Origin of the sequence: Mesomycoplasma ovipneumoniae ATCC 29419, from assembly GCF_028885435.1 — a bacterium.
In the GTDB taxonomy this organism is placed as follows: domain Bacteria; phylum Bacillota_I; class Bacilli_A; order Mycoplasmatales; family Metamycoplasmataceae; genus Mesomycoplasma; species Mesomycoplasma ovipneumoniae.
The window spans coordinates 111,085-131,405 of the sequence record NZ_CP118522.1 but is presented as its reverse complement, the minus strand read 5'-3'; the positions used below and the strand labels follow the sequence as shown (position 1 = coordinate 131,405).

The window sequence follows — 20,321 nt, the reverse complement described above, 5'->3', positions numbered from 1 at the left end:
TTTTGCTTAGCAAATGCAAAAAAAATTTTTTGCAAAATGTTGGGCGTTTTTCGAATATTACCTTATTTTTATAGTATAATTTCTATGTTTTTTGAGAAATGTACAAGAAAATTAATATTAAAGATCAACAAATTTCTGAGCTAATTAACTTAGAAAGTCAAAGACAAAACGACCAAATTGAGCTAATTGCCAGCGAAAATTATGCTTCGCAAGATGTTCTAAGCGCAAATGGAACAAGTCTGAGCAATAAATATGGCGAAGGTTATCCCGGAAAACGCTATTATGGTGGCTGTGAGTTTATTGACAAAATTGAATTAATTGCAATTGAACGGGCAAAGCAACTTTTTGGGACAAAATTTGCAAATGTCCAACCCTATTCAGGCTCAAGTGCAAATTCAGCCGTTTTTGCCGCACTTTTAAAACCTGGAGACAAAATTCTTGGCCTTGATTTAAGCTCAGGGGGCCATTTAACTCACGGATATAAAGTTAATTTTTCCGGAATTTTTTACACCGGAATTAGCTATTTTCTTGATAAAAATGAAACTCTTGATTATGATGAGATTGAAAAAATCGCTGTTGAGACCAGGCCAAATTTAATAATTTGTGGCTATTCGGCTTATTCAGGTCTGATTGACTTTGGGCGTTTTCGGCAAATTGCCGACAAAGTTGGAGCCTATTTGTTGGCTGACATTGCCCATATTGCCGGCCTTATTGCTGCAGGCGTCCATCCTTCGCCAGTTGGAATTGCTCATGTAATAACATCAACAACCCAAAAAACTCTGCGTGGACCTCGAGGTGGCCTGATTTTAACAGACATTGAAGAAATTGCAAATAAAATCGACAAAATTGTTTTTCCCGGAATTCAAGGCGGTCCACTTTTTAATACAATTGCCGCAAAAGCTGTTGCATTTAATGAAGCCCTCCAGCCTTGATTTAAAGATTATTGCCAGCAAATCGTTAAAAATGCCGCTTTTTTTGCTAACGAATTTGCAAAAAAAGGTGCAAGAATTGTCTCAGGAAAAACTCAAAATCACCTTTTTATTGTTGATGTTAAAAAAACCTATGATCTAACAGGCAAACAAGCACAAATTTTACTTGAATCAGTAAATATTATTACAAATAAAAATACAATTCCAAATGATAGTCTAAGTCCTTTTGTAACTTCAGGAATTCGTTTTGGCACTCCAGCAATGACTTCTCGTGGTTTTAAGGAAAAAGAATTTGCTATTCTTGCTGAAATTATTGATTTTGTCTTAAGAAAGAAAAATTTAAATCCTATTGAAATTGAGGAAATTAAACTAAAAATTCAGGAATTAACAAAAAAATTTCCGGTTAAGTCTAGTTATTGGATTTAAAAAATGAATTATTTTTTTAATAGCAAAAATCATCTCCATTTTTAAGAAGATGATTTTTTTTTTTTTTTTTTTTTGAGCTACCCAGTTTAATGGCAAAAATTCACTTTTTAGTGAATATAAATATGCAAAAACACCGGTAAATCCTGGGTTTTTGACACTAAAATCTTAAGTTTTATAGTTTTGAAATTCACCTGTTGCAAAAAAAAAAAAAAAAATGTTTGGTCTAAAATAAAATTGTGTTATAATAAAGTTCACTTAAGAATGATTAATAAATTTGGATTTTAGAATTAAGGGGGAATTAGTTATGTTTTTTGTCATAAAAAAATCAGAAAATGCGAATTATCCATTATATTTTTAAATATGATGGAATGCCTTAAATTTGACCGTTTAGAAATCTACAAATTTTAAGGCTTTTAGTTATTGTTCTTTCAAAACTTCATATGTTTTTTAGGCTCACTGCAAATAAAAATGAGCTTTCTATTTGCGTTAAATTTAAACAGTAGTTGTATTTTTTCTTTTATTATGGTTAGATTTAAAATTCAGTGTTTTTCTTTGATAGTTATTTTTTCTGGGTTTGCCAAAAAGTTAAAAAGTTCCTAAAACCCGACACTTTTTTAAGATTATCTCATCAAACTGGGAAACTCGGAAAAAATAAATTATTTTTTAAATAAAAAAACATGACGTTAAAAAATAAGTTAATATATTAATTTCAGACACATTCAAAAAAGGTGTGTTAAAATGAAACAATACAAATTTACAGTTGAAGACAAATTTAAATACATTAAAATTGCCGAATCTAAAGGGCTAAAAAACGCAATTTTGGATTTTGCAGAAGAATTTAGAGAAATTTACAAAAACAAATCTAAAAGTAAAAAAGCGGATAAAGAATGAATGTTGCATATATACGCTAATAATTTGATAAGAAATTGGCAAAAAAGTTTTATAATAATGATATGAAAAGTTTAATTAGTACTCGTGGAAAAATCAAATCTCCACGCAAACCAAAAAGAAATATACAATTAACGATCTTTCCGAAAATGATCGTGGAATTTATCAAGAAATAGTGGAGAGGGTTCTTAAAAGATCCGGAATTGACCCCGCAATTATTCTTGAGGAGCTCAAAAAATTAAAACAAGAACAAGAGAAAGATAAAGATAAAATCGAAAATTGCACTAGAATTTGTAGCGTTTTTAACGTTAATCGCACTTCTATTTATGAGAAAATAAGGGTGAAAAAACCACCAAAGAAAATGATTTATGATGAAGACTTACTTGAGTGAATTCGTGAAAATTTCTATTTATATCGAAAGGTAAAAGGCCGCGACATCCTATATAATATTTACATAAATCAGGAAATTATGTAAGCACGTACGTGTTTCAAAAACACTACGAATTTTTAGGATTAAAATCAATTGCTTATAAAAAGCAAGGAAAACCGGCACCAAAAGAGAAAAAGTTTACACGAATTTGGACTGAAGATCATATCAAAGGTGAATTTAGCTCAGAAAATTTTGGTGAAAAATGATTTGCTGATATTAAATTTATCAAAATTAACAACGAATGATTTTACCTACACTCAATTATTGAAACAAAATCCAATTACTTGCTCAATTTTTCAATTTCTAAAACAAGATTTTCAGAAGAAACTATAAACTTAGTAAAACAAACAATCAAAAAGTATAATATTAAACCAAAATTTTTCCATTCAGATCATGGCGTGGAATATGCGAACTACAAATTTGCTAATTTTTTAAAACAAAACAATATCCAACAATCAATGTCACCAAAAGGCAATGCCCTTGCAAACAGACCTATTGAATATTTTTATGCAGTTTTTCAACGAGAATTGCTTAATATTGAGGGCGAAAATTTTGAAAATGTAGCTATTGCTTATCAAAAAATAAGTGAATTTATTGATTGGTATAACTATGAAAGGCCTCAAAGTTGCTTATCATATAAAACTCCAAGCTATTATATGAGGTAAATTATTTGTCCAAATTTTTTAAAATGAACATGCTAGAAAAAATTAACAAAAGTGGTGCAATCAAAATCATAGGTAAAAAACTAATTGTCTGAGATTTTTCTACTTATTTACATGACGTTAAAAAATGCCATGTTTTTAAGTATTAATTTTTAATAACGTGTTTTAGGGTCTGATTAAGAACTAGAGGTTGAACCTGTTGAAGCAGAAGTTGATGGAGTTGAAGTTGAGTTGCTTGAAGTTGAAGGAGTTGACGATGATGAAGTTGATCCTTTACCTGTTAACTTGGGTAAATCCACTAAAACTTTCGCAATATCAAGATTTGAAACAAAGGTAGAAATAATGCTTTTAATTATTGAAGGAAATGTGATTTTTGAGTGGTTTTTAGAGTCTTTTGTATTTTTTTCTAGATCAGTTAATACTTTATTAAGCGCAACTTTAACTATATCAGTATCTGGTTTATTTAGATAAGGTTTAGCAAAATCTCCAAGTAATTTTAAAACTTCTGCAAGAGATTGTTCTGATGCTGATTCAGGAATAAATTTGACAAAAGAACCTGCTAGTCAGTGTCCTGATTTTTTAACTAAGTCTTTAAAATCTAATTTTCCAAAAATATTTGAGCTCAAAACTGATAACATTGAATCAGCTAAATCTCTTTTATCGCCCTCGATTACTGAATTTTGGGTTTTTTCAAATTCAGATTCTTCATCAATGAAATCATTTTCGGATTTATTATCATTTATTTTCTTCAATAATTCTTCGTTAGTTTTTGCTACACTGGAGAGATCAAGAACATGTCTATATGTTAAATTTCCTGAATCATTATCAGTGAATTTTGTAGATTTTTTAATGTTATCAACAACAGTGCCAGCTTGAGATTGATCAGTTGCTAATTTTAGCAGTAATTGTTCAGCTATTTTTTTATATCCCTTAACTTGAGGGTGGATATCAAATTTTGTTGCTCCTAATTTTGTATCAGAATCATTTCAAATTTCTGCATCAAATGGATCAACATAATTTACTTTAGCTTTTTGGGCTGTTTGGCGAATTGCAGTATTAATTTCAGTTGTAACTTTTTGGAAGTAATCTTTTTCTAGACCAAAATCATTAGCAAAAAGGTTACTTAAAACTTGAACTAAAAGTGAGTTTGGCAATTTATATGCAAGTAAATTTATATGTAAATTAGGATTAATTTCTTTTAATTCTTTTAAAAGCTTTTCTAAATCTGCTTTAAATTCTGTTATTTTGGTTGAAATTTCGTTTTTTATATATTTGGCTATTTTGGGTTTTAAATCCTCTTTTTTCTTAGCATCTTTCTTAGGATCAGCAGGAGCTGTTTCTTGAGTTGTTGCTGGAGCTGATTCTACTGTAATTTTATCTAATTCCTCTTTAATTCCGGATGTTTCAGGAGATAAAAGTGAGCCAAATTTAGTTGCAACTAAGAAAATATCATTAGCACCAAGAGTCATTGTCAAAAGATTAGCGTTTTTAATTTTCTGAATTAATTCAGGGTAACTTGATTTATTAAAATTGCCAAAAACGGTAGATAAATCATTAAATTTTGTATTTTGATCGTTATTTTTAGGGACAAAAGGATTATCAGCGACTTTTCCTGTTGTATATTTTGTAGGATTAATTAAATTAAGTCAATTTTTTACTGTTGCACCAGAAAAGGCCAAATTATCATATGAAACTAGCGAATCTTTGTTCAACTTTTGCAAATAGTGCGCAAAAAAGGAAGGATACGAAAGGCCACTTACGCCCCCCCCTTGCGAGTTAAGCTTACCTTGAAAATCGCGATAAGTTTCTTGATTAAATCCGGCGGTAACAGAATCACCAATCGCTAAATATTTGAATGATTGTAGTTTTGCTGAGTCCTGAGAAACACACGCAACAAACGTTACTGCAGTAGCTATTGGTAATAAACCTAATGATATAAGTTTTAATCTTTTTCTAACGGGATAGTTTTGAACATTTTTGAATTTCATACTGTTTCCTTTCGATTTTAGTTTAATAAGTTAAAAATTATACTAAAAAAAAATAAAAATAAAAAAACTAAAAAATCTAAATTAGTAGAAAAAAACCCACTTTGAATTTGTGAGCTTGATATTTTTTCTGTAAATTTAAGGCAATTTTGATCAAAATTGCAACAAAAAAATTAATTTAAAATTAGCCTGGATATTTTATTATTTATTAAAAAACTTTATCTTCGCAAATTAATATGCTAATTTAGTTTAATTTGCTGGATCCTGAGTTTGACAGTTTGATGGCAAAAATTCACTTTTTAGTGACATAAAAATGCAAAAATACCGGTAAATCCGCGTTTTTTGATGCTAAAATTTTAATTTTTATTATTCTAAAATCACCCTTTTGTAAAAAAATGCTTGGTCTAGGAAAAAATTATGTTATAATGATCCTCACTAAGAATAAATTAATAAATTTTGTATTGAATTAAGGGGGAATTACTTATGTTCTTTGGCTAAAAAATCAGAAAACGCGAATTTTCCGTCATATTTTTAAATATGATGCAATGCCTTAAATTTAACCGTTTAGAAATCTATAAATTTAAGGCTTTTAATTATGGCTCTTTCAAAACTTCACATATTTTTTTAGGCTCAATGTAAATAAAAATGAGTTTTCTATTTACATTGAGTTTAAATAGTAGTTATATTTTTTATGGTTTTTGTTATTCTGTCCATAAATTGATTTTTGCCAGTGTTTTAAAATTGTAATTAACTTTTGTCAAAAAAGTTAAAAAAGTGTCCAAAAACCGGACACTTTTCAAGATTATTTCATCAAACTGGGAAACTCGGGAATATGCTAATTTACTTTAGTTTGCTGGATCTTTTTAATTTAAAGAAAACTTAAGTACAATTAATTTCAATAAGAAACAATGGTTTTAGAATTAACCAGTTTAAGGAAAAAAAGAAACTAATTTCCTAAAATTTTAACTGAAATTTTAGTCTAAAAAACAGTAATTATTAGGATTTTTTACTAAAAGCGATATTTCTAGAAATATAATAAACGGATTCAGCAAGTGTAGGGTGGGTAAAAGCTGAAGTTTGAAGGTCAAAAATTGTCATATTTTTGCTTATTGCTAATGCTATTTGGTTAATCAATGTCGCTGAATCTTCAAGAAAAATAGTTGCTGATAGAATTTTGTAAGTGTGTTTTTCGTAATTAATTTTAACAAAACCAATTTCAAAATCTAAGTTAGCGTGGGCTCTTGGCAAATTTCTTGCAAAAACTTGCGCTGATTCAAATTCAATTTTTGCACTTTCTAGCTCTTTTTCACTTTTTCCAACAAATGAAATATCTGGATTTGTGTAAATTGCAAACGGAATATTGGATTTTACAAATTTTTCATCAGATTTTTGGTGCAAAATATGTTTTGCAACAACATCTCCATGTTTATATGCACTTGTTGATAACATCATAATTGCGTTTAAATCACCAATTGCATAAATATTTTCTTCAGAAGTTTGGAAAAATTCGTTTACTTTTAAAACACCATTGTCATATTTTTCTAGATTTAACTCAGAAAATGATTCATTATTAACAGTTCTACCAACTGCAAGTAAAATATTTCGGGTTTTATGTTTAGAAGTATTTTCGCCTTGTTGAATAAGCAGACCATCAGTTTCGTATTTTAAAACTTTTGCATTTGTTATGACATTTATTTTATCTCTTTGGATAATTGAATTGACAGCATCTCTTATTGATTCGTCAAAATTACCAAATAATTGATTATTTGATTCAATTATAGTTATTTTTTTGTCAAAGTTAGCATAAAAACTAGCAAACTCAAGAGCAATAACTCCGCCACCAATTATTGTTAATTCATCAAAATCGTGATAATCTAAAATTAAATCATCAGAAGTATAAACATTTGCGTTTTCAATGCCTTCAATTTGTATTTTTCTTGGTCTACTTCCGGTTGCAAGAACTATTTTATCGGCATAAATTTCGTTGTTTTCAGCTTTAATTATGTTTTTAGAAACTAATTTTGCTTCTTTGTTAAAAACAGAAACGCCCGCACCATCTAGGGCGCCTTTGATTGCTTGTTGCAATTTTTTACTGTTATTACGGGCATTTTCAAAGATTTTTTCTAAATTAAATGTGTGACTAGATTCAAAACCGTATTTGTCAGAATTGGACATTAATTGTCTTATTTTTGCAGACTTTAAAATTGTTTTAGTTGGAATGCAGCCCCTATTTACACAAGTTCCGCCTAAGACATTTGATTCAAAAAGTGCGACATTTTTGCCGTTATTAGCTAAAATAACTGCCAAAGAGTATCCACCTGGGCCACCACCAATTACTGCAACATCAAATTTTTTCATATGTTACTCCTTTTTTGAAGTTAAAATTAATAAATTATGAACAGCAAGCTTTTTAAATAATTTTAAAAAAGAATGCTTGCTTAGTTAAATATTTTACAGCAAAATTGTAAAATATTTAATTTATTAAAATTAAAATCTATTTTAATAAATTTTAATAATTTTTTTTAGTAATTTTAGCACCAAAAAATGCTGTTTAGCAATAGTTGCCAAATTACTTATTTAAGGGAAAATTTATACAAATTTAAATTTTTAATAGCCAAATTTCTTAATCATTTTAGGGTCATTAAACCATTTTTTAGCAACAGCTACTCTGTTTTTTAAGACAACTTTTTTGCCAAAAATCTCTTCAAGTTCTTTGCGAGCGTTAGTGCCAATTTGTCCAAGAACTGAGCCAGCTTTACCAATAATTATTGGTAAGTGCGACTTTCTACCAACATAAATTGTTGCATCAATTCGAATACAATTTTTTTCTGATTCATCAAAATTGTCAATGACAACAGCAGTTTGGTGCGGAATTTCATCATCAACATTCAAAAGTATTTGTTTTCTTATTATTTCCTTTGCAAAAAAACGTGAGCTTTGATCAGTAACATCTAAATTATTGAAAAAATGATTTGAGGGATAGGCATATTTTTCAATTTGACTTAATAAATTAGTTCGTAAATCCTCAAAATTAGTTGAAAAAGGTAAAATATTGTCAAATTCAAGTTCAAATTCTTTCATTTTTTGTGACTGATTTTCAAAAGTAAATTCGCCATCTTCAATATCAGTTTTAGTAATTATTGCGATTTTGTTTTTAATATTTGAAATTTTTTTAGCAAATGCCTGTGTATTTTCATCAATTGGCTCGTTAACTGGGTGCAAAAAAAGAACAAGATCTATTCCCTCAAGTGTCGAATTTATTGCGAAATTTAGAGAATTACTTAAATTATTAATTTTATTATGAAAACCGGGAGTGTCAACAAAAACTATTTGAAGATTATCTTTATTATAAATTGCGTTAATTGCATCTCTAGTAGTTTGGGCTTTTAGACTAACAATTGAAACTGGAAATTGAACAATCGAGTTTATTAGTGAAGATTTACCTGAATTAGGTTGGCCAATAACTGCAACAAAACATGTTTTTGTATCCATATTTATAAAAAATCCTTTTTAAATTGCAAAGGGAGAAGTTGATTTAATTTTTTCTCAATAAATTCTGCTTTTGAATTATAAAGAAAAATGCTAACATTTTCAGAAAAAAATTCAACAAAAACTTGCAAACATTGACCACAAGGGACAATAAACTTACTAGATTTTGGGCTATAAATATGAATTTCTTTAAAATCTTCAGGATTAACTCCTTGGGCAATTGCTTGAAATATCGCTACTCTTTCGGCACAAATTCCTGCAGGATAAACGGCATTTTCAACATTAATGCCTTCAAAAGTGCGCTCTTGTTTTGTTAGCAAAATTGAGGCTACTGGAAAATTGGAATAAGGACAGTAGGAATTTTTGCTTAGTTTTTTTAGGGATTCAAATATTTGTTCCATTAGCGAAAAATCTCCAAATTTTTTAAAATGTTCTCTACTTTTTCGTGCATAAATTTATTATTTTCATCATTATCATGATCCAAACCTAGTAAATGATAAAGGCTATGAGCAAAAAGGTATGAAAATTCGCGCTCTTGAGTGTGATTATAGTCTTTTGCTTGTTTTTGAATTTTTGATGGTGTCATAAAAATTTCGCCTAAAAAATGAATTTGCAAATTATTTTCTTGAATTTTCAAACCACTTGGAAATGATAAAACATCAGGAACATAGTCTTTATTTTTGAATTTAAGGGCTAGTTTTTGGGCCTTTTCTTCACTTATTAGCATTAAATCTAGATTAATTTCACCTTGTAAATTTTCATTTTTTACAAAAATTTCAAAAATCTTTTTAAACAACTTTAAAAATTTAAACTTAACCTTACTTTGATTCTCAAAATTAATTAGAATTTTCACCATTTATATTTAATTTTATTCTATTTTGTAAAAAGATCTAAAAAATTACCTGTATTTTTTAAAAAAAGAACTGCCGGCAATTGAGTTTTTGGTTTTAATAACAGCGATTTTGTGAACTCAATAACAAATTCATTCTGTTTTACATTAACAATTTTTGTAATTTCAAGTCTAATTACTCGGTCCTGGAATTGAAATTGGGCGAATGAATCTTTATCCATTAAATAATATATGTCTGAATTTACTGTTGCAAATGTTTTATGTTTTTCATCAATTTCTAAAATAAAATTAACGGTCCTGTAAGTTTTTATTTGAAAAAAATAGTAAAAACTTACACCCATCAAAATTAGCAAAAAGACACTAATTATTATTGTTATCTTATTGTTTTGATATATCTTTGATGTCAAAAGTTTCTCCTTGTTCAATTACATATCTTTTTGAATGAGAGATCTCGATAAACATTGCATTTTTTTGGTAATTTGAGATTACTTTCTTTAAAAATTCGAAATTTTTCTCATCGATATTTTCAAAAGCTTCATCTAGTAAAATTAAGTCAAAATCCTTGGTCAAAAGTTGCAAAAGTGCAATTATTTGTTTTTGCCCACTTGAAAAATTTGAGCCATTATTAATAAATTTTGAATCAAGGGAAATTTGCCATTCATAAAGCATTTCTTGAATGTCAAATCGTTGAAAATTATTAATTAAATTCTGAATTTTTTCAGGATTTTCATTTGTTATAAAGGAAAGAACACTGATGTTGGGAAAATAATTTTGCGATTTTATATAGCAAATTCTCTTGCGTAATTCATTTTGGTCATAATATTTTAAATCAAGATTATTAATTAAAAAATCACCGTTATAAACAATTTCCTGGTTTAAAAGTCGCAAAAATGTAGACTTTCCGCTTCCATTTTTTCCAATTATGTGCAAATTTTCTTTGATTTGCATTTTTTCAATGTAAAAAAGTGTCTTATTTTTATAATAACTCACGCTTAAATCTTTTAGTTTTATATCTGAAATTTTTTGGTGATATTTGCCAGTTGTTTCTTTTTCAATGTTGAGCACAAAATTTAAAAGCTCAAATTCCTTTAAAAAAATTGGCAAATTAGTGACTATATTAACAAATGAAGAAAGCGGATTAATAAAAAAACTGAAAAAACTTAAAAAAAGCAGCAATTCTCCGATTGATAATTTTTTGTCAAAAATTCAAAAAGAGGAAATAACCACGATTAAAATCGGCGCTATTGAAAAAAGAAAATTATTAAAACTTGATAAATAACTCTCTTTTTTCCAAATATTGAATTCTGTTTTTTTATAACGGTAATATTTTTCATCAAATTGATGTTTTAAATTTTTATAAACATCATCACGTTTTAAATTTTCAAGCGAAAAAATCATGTCATTTGTGCTTGTCAAACTATTTAGTTGATCTTCCATTAAAAATTGGTGATTTTTTGAGATACTTTTTCGCACAATTATGCTAATAAAAAGGTAAATTATACCTATTCCGATAATTAAACCCAAAATTTTAATGTCTATCCACAACAATATAAAAAATGAAATTAAAAAAGTAATAACTTCGTTAAAAATATGGTAGTAAAAACTGGCCGAAAAAGCTGCAAAACTTGGAATTAAATTGATTCTTCTAATGTAATCATGATTGTCTAATTTTAAAAGTTGAAAATTTTTACCTGTTTTTAGAGCGTTAAAAAAGCGATCAAAAATATCTTTTTCGATTTTAAGTTCAATTTTATGAATATATATTTTTTTAATAATATCCTGTAAAATTCGCCAAATTACAATCCAAGCAAAGAAAATACTCACTTTTATGACAAGGCCAATATCTTGTTGTGGCAAAACCTTGTCAATTATTGTTTTCATGAATAATGAAGATAAAAAATTACTAACTGCAGTTATAAAAAATAAAAAAATAAGATATCAGTTACTTTTTGACTCAAGGAAAAACCACCAATTATTCCATGACTTATCTTTTATTTTTGATCTTTTATATTCAGGATCTTTTTGGGCAAAAATTACAACATTTTGGAAAATTTTTGCCATTGTTTCAGCTTTGATTTTTACTTTTCCTTTTAAGGGATCGATAATTTCAAATTTTGATTTTTTTACTTTTGTCAATAAAACATAATGATTTAAATCCTCAGTTTTAATTAGAATAATCGTTGGTTTTACAATCTCTAAGGTTTTTAAATTCTCATAAGGACCACCGTAAGATTCAAGAATAATTCCAAATTCCTTTGCCAATCGCTCTAAATTAGCGATGTTTATCCCGTCATTTGAATAAAAAGCTTTTGTTTTTAAAGAGTTTATTGATATTTTTTTATCATAAAAGAAATGATAAATTGATTGAAGAACCGCCAATCCACAATCTTTTAAATCCTTTTGCAAAAATACTTTCATCTTCTGCCCTAATTGTTGTAAAATTAATTAAAATATTAAAAAATAGAAAAATTTAGGAAAAACTAACAAAAAATTATGGAACAATACAAATTTAATCGAATTTTCTTAATAGTAACTGATTCGCTTGGAATTGGGGACGATGGTTTTCAAGACGTTTTTGGCGATTCGGGCGCAAATACTTTATATTGTGTTTCAAAAACTGGTGAATTAAGAATTCCTTTTTGAAAAAAAATGGGAATTTCTAATGTGGCTAAAATCGAAAATAGTGGCAAAATAAATAAAGAACCACTTGCTTATGTTTCAAAAATTATCGTAAAATCAAATGCAAAAGACACCCTCGCGGGTCATTGAGAAATGATGGGAATTGAAACTGTTCAGCCTAACCCAAATTTTGATCAGGGTTTTCCTAATGAACTAATAAGAGAGCTCAAAAAAGCCTTTGATAATCGAGAAATTATTGGCAATAAATCAATTAGCGGGACTGTGATTTTGTCAGAATTAGGACAAAAATCTATCGATGAGGGCAAAATAATTGTCTATACCTCGCCTGATTCGACTTTACAAATTTGTGGTCATGAAGAAACATTAGGGCTTGAAAATCTATATCGCTATGCAAAAGCTGCAAGAAAAATTTGCTCTTCAAGGCCAGAATGAAACGTAGCTCGCGTTATTGCTCGCCCTTATATTGGTCAAAACGGAAAATTTACACGCACTTTTAATAGACATGACTATGCAAATACACCGCCAAAATCAATTCTTGATAGACTACAGCAAAAAGGAATTGAAACTATCGGAGTTGGTAAAATTGGTGATATTTTTTCAAAACAGGGACTTGATAAAATTTTTGGGCCTGACAGTGATGAAAATAATATGGATATCGCAATTGATATTGCCTCCAAATCCACGAAAAATCAATTTATTTTTGTGAATTTGGTCGAATTTGACTCAAGTTATGGCCACCGTCGAGATATTATGGGCTATTGTCAAAATTTAAATAATTTTGACATTAAACTAGCAAAATTAGTAAATACTCTAAAAGATGATGACTTATTAATTGTTTCTTCTGATCACGGAAATGACCCTTGTTTTCCCGGCACAAATCACACACGTGAGGCTCTACCACTAACAATTTTTTCAAAAAAATTCACATCAAAATCCAAAAAATTAAAAAATCCAGTTGATTCACTTGCAACTATCGGAAACATAATTGCCAGAAATTTTCAAGTTGAGCTAGCAGAAATAGGTGAAGATATTTTTGACTCTTTAGAATAATTATTCCTTGAACTTACAGTTTTAAATATTTTAATTTCAGAATTTTTCCAACAAAAGGGCTAAATAATTGCTATAAGTTCTTTTTAATATATTGAAAAATGATAAAATTTTATTAAATTTAAAGTATAATTTATTATTTTTTTATAATTAGTCAGATTTAAGCTCAATTATTCAGCCAGTAAAAGCAAAAAAGTGGAATAAAATGAATCATTTAAACAAAAAAAATTCGGCAAAAAGCCAAAAATATAGGAATAAGAAAAAAAATACTCTTCCTTATTTCGATCTAGAAGCAAAGGAATTTGCGCACGTTTTACAAAAACAACGCTCTCTTTTTGTAAGTTCGCTCGACTGCAATAGTTCTAAAAATTTACCTGGTAATTCAAGTCAAAATGAAACTCAAGACGGCCTAACAAACTGCGAGATCTTGATACCCCAAAGTTGTCAACATAATAGTAATTTAATGAAAATAACCTATGAAAACCGAGCTTTTTGCTCAAATAGTGAGTCAATAAATCATCAACATAAGCATACTAAAATCTCTGAAGACGACGAAGAAGATCAGTGTCTTGAGTTTCAAAGTCTATCCAAACAACGAATCAAAAGAATGGCCAATATTTCAATTATTTATGGTTCACAACTTTTTGATAAAAATATTGACATTGATGAAATAAAAAATAAGTATTTTGAAGTGACTTTTGACCAGTTAAAAATTCTTACTTTTGTCAAGAAAAATTACGTTTTTTTGAAAAAAGTTATTACTTTACAATTAAAATCTAATTGAAGTTGAGACAGAATGTTGCCATTAATTCGATCAATTTTGCTTTTGGGAGCTGCCGAATTATTTTTCCAACCTCGCCGAATTATTTTTAATGAGGCTATTGAAATCACTAAAATTTTTAGCATTGAAGGTGGTGATGAATTTAGTTTTGTAAATGCTGTTTTACAAAAAGTATACAATTATTATGAAAACAAGAATCTTCTTAGACCTCAAAAATAAACATGAAATAAAAAGTCATATTAAAATTGAGGTTAAATTTTGAAAATATAAAAAAATACTTGGAAAAAAATTTAAATTTTTATTTTATAACCTTTCAAAAATTTTAGAAATTAGTGTTTCAAATCAACAATGTGCCCAACTTGATTTAAAATTAGTTAATAATATTTACAAAGTTGAAAATTGAATTTCATGCATGAAACAGTTTTTAAACTTAAATTTACTTTCAAACTTAAGAATTCATAAAAATTTAGCAATTTTTTTGTTTTATAGTTGACAAATTTACCTACAAAGATTTAAATTCAGACAAAAATTATTCGACTTTGAAGACCGTCGAAGAGACGCTTTTAACAATTTATCGCTTGAATGAATAAAAACTGATCCAAATTTTAATATCAAAATCATTGAAATTTTAAGGAGATGAAAATAAATGAACCTACTTAGTAAAATTCTAAGCATGGGTTTTGAAAAAGCCGAATCATTAATTAAAACTGGTCATGTAAAAGTCAATAATAAAATATGCCTTCTGCCAGCATATAAAATTAAAGATTTAGACGAAGTGACAGTTGAAATAAAGGAAAAATATGTCTCCCGTGGCGCGATAAAATTGCTTTGAGCTTACGAAAAATTCGGACTTGATTTTAATGACAAAATTGTTCTAGATATCGGCTCTTCTAAAGGCGGTTTTACACAAATTTGCCTTGAAAAAGGTGCAAAAAAAGTTTTTGCACTTGATTCAGGTTTGAATCAATTAGATTATTCTTTAAGAATGGACCCTAGAGTTTCAGTAAAAGAAAAAACCAACATTAAATATGTTACAAGCAATTTTTTTGACGAAAAAATTGACATAATTGTTTGCGATGTTTCCTTTATTAGTCTTAAAATTGTTGTTAGTGTTGTAAAAAATCTGTTAAAAAAAGGGCAAAGTTTTATTGCTTTATTTAAACCTCAATTTGAGGCTAGCTCAAAATATGTCCAAAAAGGGGGTTATGTTTCCCCTGAATTTCATGAGTTTTTAATTAACAGACTAGTTGAATTTGCTAAAAATGACTTTGATTTTGTTAATTCAACTGAATCACCAATTAAAGGACTAAAATCAAAAAATATCGAGTATTTTTTGCATTTTATCAAGAAAAATGACTAATTATAAACAGTTTTTTCCTTTTTTAAATAAAGTAACTTATTTAGATTCAGCAGCAATGACGCAAAAGCCGATATCTGTAATTGAAAAAATTAACCATTTTTACACAAATTGTGCCGTTAATACACACTCATCAAATTCAAAAATCGCCTTTGAAAATTTACAGATTTTAAACCAAACTCGCGAAAAAATTGCAAAATTAATTGATGGTTTTGCTGAAGAAATTATTTTTACTTCTGGAACAACAGAATCGATAAATCTTTTTGCCAACATGATTAAAAAATTCATAAGAAGGGGAGATGAAATTTTACTATCACCCTTAAATCATTCTTCAAATCTACTTGTTTGAGTCAAAATTGCTCAAAAGGTGGGCGCAAAAATTGTTTATAGCACAAAAATAATTGACAAAATTTCACCAAAAACAGCTGTTATTGCTTTAAGTCAGGCAAATAATTCAATTTTAGTTGATCTAGATTTAGCTAAAATTTGAGAAAAAGCTATAAAACACGGCGCTTTTGTAATAAATGATGCAACACAATCAATAAATTTTCAAAAAGTTAGTATGAATTTTTGCCACGCATTGGCTTTTAGTTCTAATAAATTTTACGGACCAACTGGATTAGGTGTGCTTGCAATAAAAAAATATTTGATGGGGTCACTAGAACCTGTAAAATTTGGAGGGGGCATAATTCGAAAATTTGACAACAAAAATTTGCTTTTTTATAATGATTATCGTAAATTTGAAGCCGGAACACTAAATTTTGCTGCAATTTGGGGCTTAAATGCTGCTATTGATTTTATAAATGAAATCGGAATTGAAACAATTTATAAAAAAATTAAAATTCTGGCCGATTATTTATATGAAAAATTAGAAAAAATTGATGATATTGAAATTTTTTCTAAAAAAGGCGACCATATTATAATTTTCAATATTAAAGGTTTTAGTGCTCAAGATGTTGCATCATACCTAGGAAATAACGATATTTATGTTCGAAGTGGGAATTTTTGTGTTCCTTTACTAAAAAAAGTACTAAAAAATGATAGTTTCATCAGAGTTTCGCTTGGTTTTTACAATGATTTTGCTGATATTGACAACTTGATTGGCAACTTAGAAGAAAAGAGGTTTTTAGATTTTGTATAATGATTTTATTTTTCGACGAAATATTATTGTCGAAGCTAATGAAAAATTCAAAGAAAAGAAACGAATTTGTAAGTCAACAAGCTCTGAAATTAACAATAACTGTGATGATTGGGCTCAGTTAGACTTAGAAATTATTGGTCAAAAAATTAAAAAAATACAATTTTGCGCTTCTGGTTGTGCTCTTTTGCTCGCAAGTTGTTATTTATTTGAAAAAATTTTAATTAATAAAACCATAAGTGAAGCGCAAATTTTGCTTGAAAATTATGAAGAAATGATTAAATCTCAAAAAATTATCCCAATTTTAGGAGATTTAAATGCACTTTTTATGGTTAAAAGTCACCCAAACCGAGTAATTTGTATTAGCCTTCCTTTGTTTTTGTTGCAAAAACAAATTAAAAATCATGAAAACAGTTAGAATTCATAAATTTTTATCGCAAATGGGAATTGCCTCCAGACGAAAAGCCGAAATATTAATCAATGAAAAACGAATAAAAATTAATGGCAAATTTGCACAAATAGGCCAAAAAATTTCTGATCTAGATGTTGTTGAGTTTGACGGTCAAAAAATAAATAAAAAACCAAAAATCGTCTGATATGCGCTAAATAAACCAAAAAATTATATTACAAGTCGAACTGATCCACAAAATAGGCCAATAATAATGGAATTTTTTGATAAAAATTCCTATTTGTTTCCAGTAGGCAGGCTAGATTTTGAAACAACTGGTCTAATTTTGGTAACAAATGATGGCGAAACTAGCAATAAATTACTTCATCCTAGTTCAAAAATCCAGAGAACATATTTAGTCAAAACTGATTTTAATTTAAATGATGAGGAAATCAACTTTTTGAATAACAATGAAATTTATTTAGATAATGTAAAATCTATTCAAAAAGTTCAAAAAGTTGCTTCGCGGACATATATTGTCAAAGTTTGGCAAGGCTCAAACCATCATGTTAAAAAAATTTTTATATCTGTTTCCAAAAAAGTACTTATGCTCCGAAGATTAAGTTTTGCAACTATTGAACTTGGAAATTTAAAGCCAGGTGAAAAACGTAAACTGTCTCAAGCCGAAATTTTGTCACTAAAAAATATTTTTTAACAAATTAAATTTTAGCTAAGCAACTATTATATATAATTATTCCTGTAATACTTAAATGAAAAATGATTCAACTATGGAAAAAAATAATTTTGTAACTGATAAGCCAAAGAAAAAATTTTTTAATAAAAAAACTTTTTTATTTGTTTTGTCAGCTTTAGTCTTTTCAATTGCCCTAACAGTTTTTATTCTTTTTACTTTTATTTTTAGGTTAGTTGATGTTGAAGGTAACTCGATGTTCCCAACTCTTCAACACGGGCAAAAAATTTTTATTAATAGGGTAAAATCACCAAAAAGAAACGATATTGTCGCTTTTAATTACAAAGAAATAGTTTTAATTAAAAGGATTTTAGGTCTGCCAGGTGATAAAATAACTGTTAAAGAAAATGAAATTTACATAAATGATAAAAAAGTTGCAACTTTTATCAAAAGTGCAACTTTTTTGTTCAATGGAGTAGTGCCTGAAAATAAATTTTTTGGTGTTGGTGATAATTTAGAAAACAGTAGCGACAGCAGGGATTTTGGATTTTTTGATCTTGATGATGTCATTGGAATTTTATAGGGATTAGTGCTACTTTATATAAATTTATTAATTTATAAATATAGACAACTGTTAAAATAAAAAAATATAATTTTTTTACAAAATATTATGAAATTATATTTTTTTATTTTTTACTTTCTTGTTTTTGAAGATCATGATATAATTTGTTAAAAATATAAGAACAAATTATAAGGAGAATTTAATGAAGGTAACAACCAATTTTATCTGTTTTGGCAATTTTTGCAGATCATAGTGATTTAACCAAAAACAAAATTGGTTATTTTGAAGATTTGAAAAGCATCGGTCAGGCACTCCTAATTTTAAAAATATGTTAAAAGCTAGCAAAAATACTTACTTTATTGGAAACTAAAAGAAATTAGAAAAAGCAGAAAAAGCAGGTTACTATCAGATTTATGTCAAAAAATTTAAATTTGTAACTTTTGATAATTCTGTTGAAGATAAATTAGCACTTCCTTATTTGGTTAATGATGAAAAATAAACTAATTCTTACTAAATTTTTGGGAACAATTCTTTTAATTCCGGCATTTTTTTTAACTTCCTGTGGAAATTTAATTACTTTTATTACTAAACAGATTTTTAACATAGATGACGGAATTAACAATCCAGAAAATTACAATTCTTACTATTTTTTAAATTTACTAGCAAAACATTATGAAGAATTTAATACAAAAAACGGTACTTTTTCAGCCCTAAATCTGTTTTATAATCAACCCGAAAAACAACGGGACAACATTTGATTCCTTCGCGAACCTGATGATCTAATAATTGAAAACTTAGAACAATTTCAAAAAAATATAGTTGATAGAACTGAAGAAATTATAAAAAATAATCCTAATTTTGCAAATGTTAATACTTCTGGACTCAAGTCAGAATTTGAAGACAAATTTCTAAAAGGAGAACTTCTTGAAAAAGTCTTAGAAAAAAGCAATATTATAATAAACGAACATGGTAGATATTGAAAGCCAAGTCGTGTTAGCTACTATTATTTTGAAGAAAATGGTTCTTCAAACATTATAGCCACAAGATTTATACCAGATTATGTTATAGAAGGAGAATTAGAACAACCCGATGTAGTTTTTAAAGATTCGCCTTTTTTTAATGTTATAGTCTACCCTAAAAATAAAACAATCACCTTTAGGGACATTGACGAAGGAATTTACACCGACGATAATGATAACATTATAGATTATAAAGAACAGAAAAAAAGGAAAATATTAATTGAAACAGAAGCTAGAAAAATTTATAATAAACTCGCAAAAAAGTATAATTTGCCAAAAAACAAGATTAGTACTTCTTCCCCCTTTTTTATGTCTATTATTATCAATTTTAGCCGAAAAATTAATAATATTAAAACTTTAAAGCCAAAAATTCTTGATTTAATTACAAATAAAATCAATCCTTGATCTAATAGTTTTCTACCCAAAAAACACGCAATTATTAAAAATATTGAAGAATTTAAGACAACAATTATTGATCGAATTTTAAAATTGGATCCTAAATTAAAAATTGACCAAAATGATCTAATTTCTGATTTTGAACAGAAATTTCTAAAAGGCGAAAAACTTAATGAATTTCTAAAAAATAATAATATTTTTATTTACGAAACTTGAGAGCGAATTGGTTATGAACCATTTTGAGGAAGTGTTCTCCACCCTATATCGCCCCCTGCTAATTTTTCAAAAAGGACTGAAAGAGAAAAATTGATTCTTAGAAAAACAGAAAATAATAATATTTTTTTGACAGCAATTTTTCAAACGGATTTAACACTAAATTTTGTTAGAAGCCTTGAATCTAGTTTTGAGAAAGTTGCCTTCCAAATCATGGCTTTTCCTAAGAATAAGAATATCGTTTTTGATAAAAACGTTAGCCGACTTGAACTAATCGAGGATTTAAAAAACAATTATTTAGATAAGTATGAAGAAAAAGACAAACAAATAGCAAAAAACTACGTATAAGTTTAAATTAGTAGAAAAAATCAGACAAATAATTTTTTTCTATGATTTTGACTGCACCACTTTTGTTAATTTTTTCTAGCAT

The 20,321-nt window shown here is 27.8% G+C and carries 20 protein-coding genes; 13 read left to right on the top strand and 7 right to left on the bottom strand.

The genetic code is table 4. The annotated features are described in order from the left end of the window. Positions 1–98: 98 nt before the first annotated feature. From glyA to PWA39_RS00615, 4 genes are all read left to right on the top strand, one after another. The gene (glyA, locus tag PWA39_RS00630) at positions 99–1,355 is read left to right on the top strand and encodes a serine hydroxymethyltransferase (RefSeq protein WP_069099313.1); all 1,257 of its coding nucleotides are present in this window, start codon (positions 99–101) and stop codon (positions 1,353–1,355) included. Positions 1,356–2,093: 738 nt separating this feature from the next. Next, on the top strand, positions 2,094–2,321 hold the full coding sequence (locus tag PWA39_RS00625; protein ID WP_274827452.1) for a hypothetical protein: 228 nt from the start codon (positions 2,094–2,096) through the stop codon (positions 2,319–2,321). A gap of 97 nt (positions 2,322–2,418) precedes the next feature. After that, positions 2,419–2,718, top strand: coding sequence for a hypothetical protein (locus PWA39_RS00620; protein ID WP_274827462.1), 300 nt, complete (start codon positions 2,419–2,421; stop codon positions 2,716–2,718). Between the two features lie 8 nt (positions 2,719–2,726). Continuing rightward, positions 2,727–3,338: a DDE-type integrase/transposase/recombinase gene (locus PWA39_RS00615; RefSeq protein WP_274827461.1), complete on the top strand. Its 612-nt coding sequence runs from the start codon at positions 2,727–2,729 to the stop codon at positions 3,336–3,338. Between the two features lie 173 nt (positions 3,339–3,511). Here PWA39_RS00615 and PWA39_RS00610 read toward each other — a convergent pair whose 3' ends face one another. The 7 genes from PWA39_RS00610 to PWA39_RS00580 form a co-directional block, all read right to left on the bottom strand. After that, a complete protein-coding gene (locus PWA39_RS00610) occupies positions 3,512–5,323 on the bottom strand; it encodes an SGNH/GDSL hydrolase family protein (RefSeq protein ID WP_069099546.1) in 1,812 nt (603 codons plus the stop codon). Positions 5,324–6,316: 993 nt separating this feature from the next. Next, positions 6,317–7,678, bottom strand: coding sequence for a dihydrolipoyl dehydrogenase (locus tag PWA39_RS00605; RefSeq protein ID WP_069099547.1), 1,362 nt, complete (start codon positions 7,676–7,678; stop codon positions 6,317–6,319). Positions 7,679–7,927: 249 nt separating this feature from the next. Beyond that, positions 7,928–8,812, bottom strand: coding sequence for a GTPase Era (era, locus tag PWA39_RS00600; RefSeq protein WP_069099548.1), 885 nt, complete (start codon positions 8,810–8,812; stop codon positions 7,928–7,930). 2 nt (positions 8,813–8,814) lie between these two features. Beyond that, positions 8,815–9,210: a cytidine deaminase gene (cdd, locus tag PWA39_RS00595; protein ID WP_069099549.1), complete on the bottom strand. Its 396-nt coding sequence runs from the start codon at positions 9,208–9,210 to the stop codon at positions 8,815–8,817. Next, on the bottom strand, positions 9,210–9,662 hold the full coding sequence (gene ybeY, locus PWA39_RS00590; RefSeq protein WP_044284404.1) for an rRNA maturation RNase YbeY: 453 nt from the start codon (positions 9,660–9,662) through the stop codon (positions 9,210–9,212). Before ybeY ends, cdd begins: the two co-directional genes overlap by 1 nt. 20 nt (positions 9,663–9,682) lie before the next feature. Next, on the bottom strand, positions 9,683–10,066 hold the full coding sequence (locus PWA39_RS00585; protein ID WP_211264776.1) for an MAG1140 family protein: 384 nt from the start codon (positions 10,064–10,066) through the stop codon (positions 9,683–9,685). Next, positions 10,038–12,077, bottom strand: coding sequence for an Mbov_0121 family peptidase domain-containing ABC transporter (locus tag PWA39_RS00580; protein WP_069099550.1), 2,040 nt, complete (start codon positions 12,075–12,077; stop codon positions 10,038–10,040). The genes PWA39_RS00585 and PWA39_RS00580 overlap by 29 nt, the downstream gene beginning before the upstream one ends. Positions 12,078–12,152: 75 nt before the next feature. Between PWA39_RS00580 and PWA39_RS00575 the strand changes: the two genes are divergently transcribed. The 9 genes from PWA39_RS00575 to PWA39_RS00535 all read left to right on the top strand — a co-directional run bounded on the left by PWA39_RS00575 (position 12,153) and on the right by PWA39_RS00535 (position 20,239). Then, on the top strand, positions 12,153–13,349 hold the full coding sequence (locus tag PWA39_RS00575) for a phosphopentomutase (protein ID WP_069099551.1): 1,197 nt from the start codon (positions 12,153–12,155) through the stop codon (positions 13,347–13,349). A gap of 202 nt (positions 13,350–13,551) precedes the next feature. Then, positions 13,552–14,346, top strand: coding sequence for a transcription antitermination protein NusB (locus PWA39_RS00570; protein ID WP_081311152.1), 795 nt, complete (start codon positions 13,552–13,554; stop codon positions 14,344–14,346). Further along, positions 14,312–14,773 carry a hypothetical protein gene (locus PWA39_RS00565; protein WP_069099552.1) on the top strand — a complete coding sequence of 154 codons (462 nt, stop codon included), beginning with the start codon at positions 14,312–14,314 and terminating at the stop codon, positions 14,771–14,773. The genes PWA39_RS00570 and PWA39_RS00565 overlap by 35 nt, the downstream gene beginning before the upstream one ends. Further along, positions 14,774–15,487: a TlyA family RNA methyltransferase gene (locus PWA39_RS00560; protein ID WP_069099553.1), complete on the top strand. Its 714-nt coding sequence runs from the start codon at positions 14,774–14,776 to the stop codon at positions 15,485–15,487. It begins immediately after the preceding gene. Next, positions 15,480–16,625, top strand: a complete 1,146-nt coding sequence (locus tag PWA39_RS00555) for a cysteine desulfurase (protein WP_069099554.1) — start codon at positions 15,480–15,482, stop codon at positions 16,623–16,625. Before PWA39_RS00560 ends, PWA39_RS00555 begins: the two co-directional genes overlap by 8 nt. Then, positions 16,618–17,040, top strand: a complete 423-nt coding sequence (locus PWA39_RS00550) for an iron-sulfur cluster assembly scaffold protein (RefSeq protein WP_069099555.1) — start codon at positions 16,618–16,620, stop codon at positions 17,038–17,040. The genes PWA39_RS00555 and PWA39_RS00550 overlap by 8 nt, the downstream gene beginning before the upstream one ends. After that, positions 17,027–17,725 (top strand): pseudouridine synthase, encoded by a 699-nt coding sequence (locus PWA39_RS00545; protein WP_069099556.1) that lies wholly within the window; start codon positions 17,027–17,029, stop codon positions 17,723–17,725. Before PWA39_RS00550 ends, PWA39_RS00545 begins: the two co-directional genes overlap by 14 nt. 73 nt (positions 17,726–17,798) lie before the next feature. Next, the gene (lepB, locus tag PWA39_RS00540) at positions 17,799–18,284 is read left to right on the top strand and encodes a signal peptidase I (protein ID WP_069099561.1); all 486 of its coding nucleotides are present in this window, start codon (positions 17,799–17,801) and stop codon (positions 18,282–18,284) included. Positions 18,285–18,751: 467 nt separating this feature from the next. After that, a complete protein-coding gene (locus PWA39_RS00535; protein WP_075949657.1) occupies positions 18,752–20,239 on the top strand; it encodes a hypothetical protein in 1,488 nt (495 codons plus the stop codon). Positions 20,240–20,321 lie beyond the last annotated feature (82 nt).